A 6,000-nucleotide genomic window follows, 5' to 3' on the forward strand; every position below is an offset into this window, starting at 1 on the left:
ATTATTTAGCCGCATGTCCCCGGACCTGTCGGCCCTTCCAAGGATAAAACAGATGGCGAAGCCTCATATTCTGATTGTCGAAGCGAAATTTTACGCGGACCTCGCCGACGAGTTGGCGGCTGGCGCCATCGAAGCCATTGAGGCTGCTGATTGCACCTGGGACCGCTATGACGTGCCGGGAGCGCTGGAAATTCCGGCGGCAATCAAGTTTGCCCATGCCGGCGAAAAGGCGCATTTCGACGGCTATGTTGCCCTCGGCTGTGTGATCCGCGGTGAGACCACGCATTATGATTATGTCTGCGGTGAAAGTGCGCGCGGTTTGATGGACCTGACACTCAGGGAAAATCTGGCCATCGGTAACGGCATTCTGACCGTTGAGGATTGGGACCAGGCATGGGCGCGGGCGAAACGCGACCAGAAGAATAAAGGGGCAGGGGCGGCTCAAGCTGCACTTGCCATGATCGGACTGAAGCAGAGTTTTGGAGTAGAATAATGTCCGCAGGATCAAGAACACCAAAGGTTGGCGGCCCACGCAGCGCAGCACGTCTTGCGGCCGTTCAGGCCCTTTACCAGCTGGACATGTCTGACGAGCCAAAGGCCAAGATGGTGGTGGAAGAATATGTCAATCACCGGCTGGGCCAGGAAATTGAAGGCGACCAGTATGTGGCCGCTGACGCCAATCTGTTTAGCGATGTGGTGCTTGGGGCGTGGGAACGCCGCGAGGAAATCGACGAGACGCTCAAAGGTTGCCTGTCATCCGATTGGCCGCTTGACCGCCTTGAAAAGCTGATTCACGCGATCTTCCGCGCCGGCGGGTACGAGCTTGTTGCGCGCCCCGATGTGCCGACCGCGGTGATCATCAACGAATATGTCGATGTGGCGCACGGTTTCTATGAGCGTACAGAAGCCTCTTTCGTGAACGGCGTGCTGGACAAATTTGCCAAAGCCGTACGCACCTAGCGTGTGCCCCGGCAGAAGGCGGAGAGCTAATGGCCGGAGAGTTTGATCTTATCGCAACCTATTTTCGACCGCTGGCCGGGCCCGAGGGGCTGGGGCTGGTGGATGACGCCGCATGTGTAACGGTGTCAGGTGGGGCTGACCTTATTGTCACGAAGGACCTGATTGTCGAAGGCGTTCATTTTATTGGCGACGAACCGGCACAGGACATTGCCTGGAAAGCGCTGGCAGTCAATTTGTCGGACCTCGCGGCCAAAGGGGCCGCACCAAGCCTTTATTTTCTGGGGCTGAGCCTGCCTGCAGACCGGCCGGAAGCCTGGGTGGCGGAGTTCGCTTCTGGGCTTCGGGCATGCCAGGACGCTTTTGGTGTCCGCCTCGCGGGCGGTGACACAACAGCCAGCAGAAGCGGCGTGACGATCAGCATCACAGCGATGGGTTCCTTGCCGTCCGGAACAATGATTACCCGGTCCGGTGCGACCGTTGGTAACGACATTTACGTTTCCGGCAGCCTTGGCGATGCTGCTCTTGGGCTGAAGATGGTGCAGGGCGACCTGGATTGCGCCCCAGCCCTCAGGGATCGATACCTGCGCCCCATGCCGCGTGTTGGCCTTGGGCAGATGCTGCGGGGTGTGGCGAGTGCATGCGCCGACGTATCTGATGGCCTTCTGGCCGACCTTGGGCATATCTGCGCTGCGTCGGGAGTTGGCGCTCGGGTTGACCAAGTCTGTCTGCCGCTTTCAGGTGATGCTGCAACACTTGTGGGCCGGGATTCCGCGTTGTGGCCCTGTGTTTACTCGGGCGGGGATGATTATGAACTGGTGTTCACTGCGCCGCGCGAACAGGCTGAGCATTTGGTGCGGATTGCGAGGGACTGCGATGTTCCCCTTATGCGCATTGGTGTGATTGAGGCAGGCAATGAGTGCCATCTTGTTGATCCGGAAGGCAATCTGGTGCAGTCTGCCCATCAAGGATATCAACATTTTCGATAACAGGACCGAGGGTTTAGTCAATGTCGCAAGATGACGTGTCGATGGATTCAGGCTCAAGTTCGGGCAAATTGTTTCTGCTTCTTGGGCTTTTAGGCGGTATCGCAATCGGGGGCGGTCTTGGCTTTTATTATTTCAAAACCATGGTCCCGGAAGGTGAGGAACAGGTCGTAGAAAAGAAAAAGCCCAAGGGCCCTATGCAGACAATAGGGTTTGAGCGCATTGCGGTGCCAATCTACCTCAAGAGCCAGAATACAACGCGGTTTGTTGGCAATTATTTTGTTGATCTGGCCGTACAAGTATACGGCAACGAGAACCAGATACTGGTTAAACGGTCGCAGCCCCAGTTGCAGCATGCCTTCATCTCTGCCATTAGCCAGAGTGACCTGATGCGCGAGGACTCACCACTGCAGCTGGACCACGACAAGGTCGCAGCTGTCCTGAAGAAAAAGGCTGCTGAAGTTGTCGGCCCGGGTGTTGTGGAAAATATCTCTATTCTGAATACCATGCGCCTGTCGCAATAAACGGCGGGAAAGCGGGAAATATGAAAGGCGCTGCGGTTTTGCGGCGCCTTCTGCATTTTTAGATGGTTGAAACTATCGAAAATGCTTCCTAAGGTAATTACCGACCAACCTGTTGTCAGGAGTTTTAGGGGTTTGTCTACTAGAATGAATGAGCAGGGCGGACATGTGGGGAGTATCTCTGCCCGATAAGCTCAACACTACTTGGGTTTGGTTCAAGGGAGGGAGTTTCCCATGGAAGTATTGTACGCCGCGATTGCATGCGGCGTTGCTGCCGTTCTGTACGGCATTGTAACGCGTCAGTCTATTCTATCATCCAGTGCAGGCAGTGAGAAAATGCAGGAGATCGCCGGGGCCATCCAGGCTGGCGCTCAGGCATATCTCAACCGTCAGTATCGCACCATCGCCATGGTTGGCGTTGTCGTGGCGATTGGGCTGTATCTGGCTCTCGGCCATCTGGCCGCAGCTGGTTTCCTTATCGGCGCCATTCTATCTGGCGTGGCAGGCTACATCGGCATGCTGATTTCCGTTAAGGCGAACGTGCGCACCACTGAGGCCGCGAGCAACAGCCTGCAGGCCGGCCTGACCATCGCTTTCCGCTCCGGTGCTGTAACAGGCATGCTGGTTGCGGGCCTCGCGCTTCTGGCGGTCGCTGGCTATTATTATATCCTGATTGGGCCGCTTGGTATTGAAGCCACAGACCGTGCTGTGATCGATGCTCTGGTGTCGCTCGGCTTTGGGGCGTCATTGATTTCCATTTTCGCCCGTCTGGGTGGCGGTATCTTTACCAAAGGCGCCGATGTGGGCGCTGACCTGGTTGGTAAAGTGGAAGCCGGTATCCCGGAAGACGATCCGCGGAACCCAGCGGTTATCGCAGATAACGTGGGGGACAATGTTGGTGACTGTGCCGGTATGGCAGCGGACCTTTTTGAAACTTACGTTGTAACTATCGGTGCCACCATGGTGCTGTCCGCACTCTTCCTGAAGATGGGTGCCGCAGACATTATGCAGCTTCCGCTCATCATTGGTGGCGGGTGCATCCTGACATCGATCATCGGCACCTATTTCGTGAAGCTGGGTAAGTCGCAGTCCATCATGGGTGCGCTTTATAAGGGCTTCATCGTGACGGCTGTGTTGTCGGCGATTGTAATGTGGTTCGCGATGGATTGGGCGCTCGGCGACATGGAGCGTACTTTCACGACTTCCGCGGCCACCTTCACCGGTCGTGACCTATACTATTGCGGACTGGTCGGGCTTATCGTGACCGGGGTGATCATCTGGATTACAGAATATTATACGGGTACGGATTATCGTCCTGTGCGGTCGATCGCGAAGTCATCCGAAACCGGCCACGGCACCAACGTGATCCAGGGGCTTGCTATTTCCCTTGAGTCCACGGCGCTGCCAACTCTGGTGATCTGTGCAGGCATCATCGTTGCCTACCAGCTGGCGGGCATCCTTGGCCTTGGTTTTGCTGCAACGGCGATGTTGGCGCTTGCGGGTATGGTTGTCGCTCTGGACGCCTATGGCCCCGTTACCGACAACGCTGGCGGCATTGCCGAAATGGCTGGTCTTGACGAGACAGTTCGGGGCCGGACTGATGCGCTTGACGCCGTGGGCAACACCACCAAGGCTGTAACCAAGGGCTATGCTATCGGTTCTGCAGGCCTTGCCGCGCTTGTGCTGTTCGGTGCCTACACGGCTGACCTCAACACATACTTCTCGGACGTTACGGTCGATTTCGGCCTGTCTAACCCGTATGTGGTTGTAGGGCTCTTCCTGGGCGCTATGCTGCCGTATCTCTTCGGTGCAATGGGCATGACGGCAGTTGGTCGTGCCGGTGGTGCAGTGGTAGAGGAAGTGCGCGAGCAGTTCCGCAACAACCCTGGCATCATGGAAGGTACGTCCAAGCCGGATTATGCACGCTCCGTTGACCTGCTGACTAAAGCAGCGATCAAGGAGATGATCATTCCAAGCCTGCTGCCAGTTGCAGCACCAGTGATTACCTATTTCCTGATCAATGCCATTGCAGGGCAGGCGGCTGCATTTGCAGCTCTTGGCGCCCTTCTTCTGGGCGTGATCGTTGGCGGCCTCTTTGTGGCACTGTCCATGACCGCCGGTGGTGGCGCATGGGATAACGCCAAGAAGTACATTGAGGACGGTAATCACGGCGGTAAGGGTTCTGAGGCTCACAAGGCTGCAGTAACCGGCGATACTGTCGGCGATCCATACAAGGATACCGCTGGCCCAGCTGTGAACCCAATGATCAAGATCACCAACATCGTTGCACTTCTGCTGTTGGCCATGCTGGCCCACTAGAAGGATTTGTGATCCGAAAACAGAAAGCCCCGGCATTGCCGGGGCTTATACATTGAGAGGCACGAAGATTTGTTATGATCTTCGTGCCTCTTTGATTTTGAACAGGGGGTGGCCACCCCCTGTTCAAGGTGCGGAATGTGGTTGAGCCCACTCGGGGCAAGACCTTTTACGGTCGTAAAAAAGCATAACCCTTCCGCACCACAGAGGCTTCGTCGAACCGCTGAGTGAGCTTTTACGCTCGTGTATAAGAAAGACAAAGCCAATGACTTATACCACGCGATCCATTGGGATCGACATATCAAAATCATCCTTTGACGTTTGCCTGCTGCCAGAAGGCGAAGCAGACACATTTACCAATAATACATCCGGCATTGCCAAATTCCTTTCGTGGGTTGCTGACAGGGAAGACATTGAACGGCTGATCCTGGAGCCTACAGGTGGCTATGAACGCATGGTCACAGATGCCTTGCTTGCAGCCGGGTTGCCGGTTGCCAAAGTTAATGCCCGATATATCCGTCAGTTTGCCCGGGCCAGTGGGCAATTGGCCAAAACCGACAAGGTGGATGCCTTTGTGCTAGCCGACTATGGCAGGCGCATGGAAACACGCCTTCTTGAACAACCTTCTGAACAGCAGCAGGAACTCTCAGACCTCGTAGTCCGATACAAACAGCTGTCCCACATGATTGTCCAGGAAAAGAACCGCCGGGAAAAGCTGCTGAACAAGGCAAGAGACTGGATCGAAGAGGCTCTGAATTTCCTGCTGGAACAGCGTCAAGCCGTTGTGGAAGCGATGGAGGAATGCCTGGAACAGGATGCAGCACTCAAGGCCAGGGCCAAAGTGTTGACTTCAATAAAGGGCATTGGATTGCGGACCGCCTGCTTCCTGCTGGCAGGCCTGCCGGAACTGGGTCATCTCGACAAAGGACAAATCGCCAAGCTCGTTGGTCTAGCCCCAATCAACCGGGATAGTGGTCTAATGCGCGGCAGGCGGACAATTACAGGAGGACGGAAACATGTGCGCGATGCTTTATATGTGGCGACACTCCCCGCCATTCGCTTCGATCCGGAAATGAAAGCTTTCTATCAACGCCTCAGGGAAAACGGGAAGCCCGGTAAAGTCGCTCTCATTGCAGTCACTAGAAAAATCCTCATTCGCGCAAACGCAAAAATGAGGGATCACTATGCAGCCGCGCTTGACACATAACACCGCTGCTTTT

Annotated in this window: 6 protein-coding genes; all 6 read left to right on the forward strand. The window is 55.6% G+C overall.

Features of this window, described 5'->3' with window-relative positions:
* Positions 1-52 precede the first annotated feature (52 nt).
* The 6 genes from KORM41_RS04445 to KORM41_RS04470 all read left to right on the forward strand — a co-directional run bounded on the left by KORM41_RS04445 (position 53) and on the right by KORM41_RS04470 (position 5,987).
* Complete coding sequence (locus KORM41_RS04445) at positions 53-493, forward strand: 6,7-dimethyl-8-ribityllumazine synthase (protein ID WP_068145145.1); 441 nt, start codon at positions 53-55, stop codon at positions 491-493.
* Positions 493-960, forward strand: coding sequence for a transcription antitermination factor NusB (gene nusB / locus KORM41_RS04450; RefSeq protein WP_068145148.1), 468 nt, complete (start codon positions 493-495; stop codon positions 958-960). The genes KORM41_RS04445 and nusB overlap by 1 nt, the downstream gene beginning before the upstream one ends.
* A 29-nt stretch (positions 961-989) precedes the next feature.
* On the forward strand, positions 990-1,946 hold the full coding sequence (gene thiL / locus KORM41_RS04455; RefSeq protein WP_068145150.1) for a thiamine-phosphate kinase: 957 nt from the start codon (positions 990-992) through the stop codon (positions 1,944-1,946).
* A 20-nt stretch (positions 1,947-1,966) separates the two neighbouring features.
* Positions 1,967-2,467 carry a hypothetical protein gene (locus tag KORM41_RS04460; RefSeq protein ID WP_068145154.1) on the forward strand — a complete coding sequence of 167 codons (501 nt, stop codon included), beginning with the start codon at positions 1,967-1,969 and terminating at the stop codon, positions 2,465-2,467.
* 231 nt (positions 2,468-2,698) lie between these two features.
* Positions 2,699-4,783: a sodium-translocating pyrophosphatase gene (locus KORM41_RS04465; RefSeq protein WP_068145156.1), complete on the forward strand. Its 2,085-nt coding sequence runs from the start codon at positions 2,699-2,701 to the stop codon at positions 4,781-4,783.
* Positions 4,784-5,045: 262 nt separating this feature from the next.
* The gene (locus KORM41_RS04470; protein ID WP_082719706.1) at positions 5,046-5,987 is read left to right on the forward strand and encodes an IS110 family RNA-guided transposase; all 942 of its coding nucleotides are present in this window, start codon (positions 5,046-5,048) and stop codon (positions 5,985-5,987) included.
* Positions 5,988-6,000 lie beyond the last annotated feature (13 nt).

It is taken from the genome of Kordiimonas lipolytica (assembly GCF_001550065.1).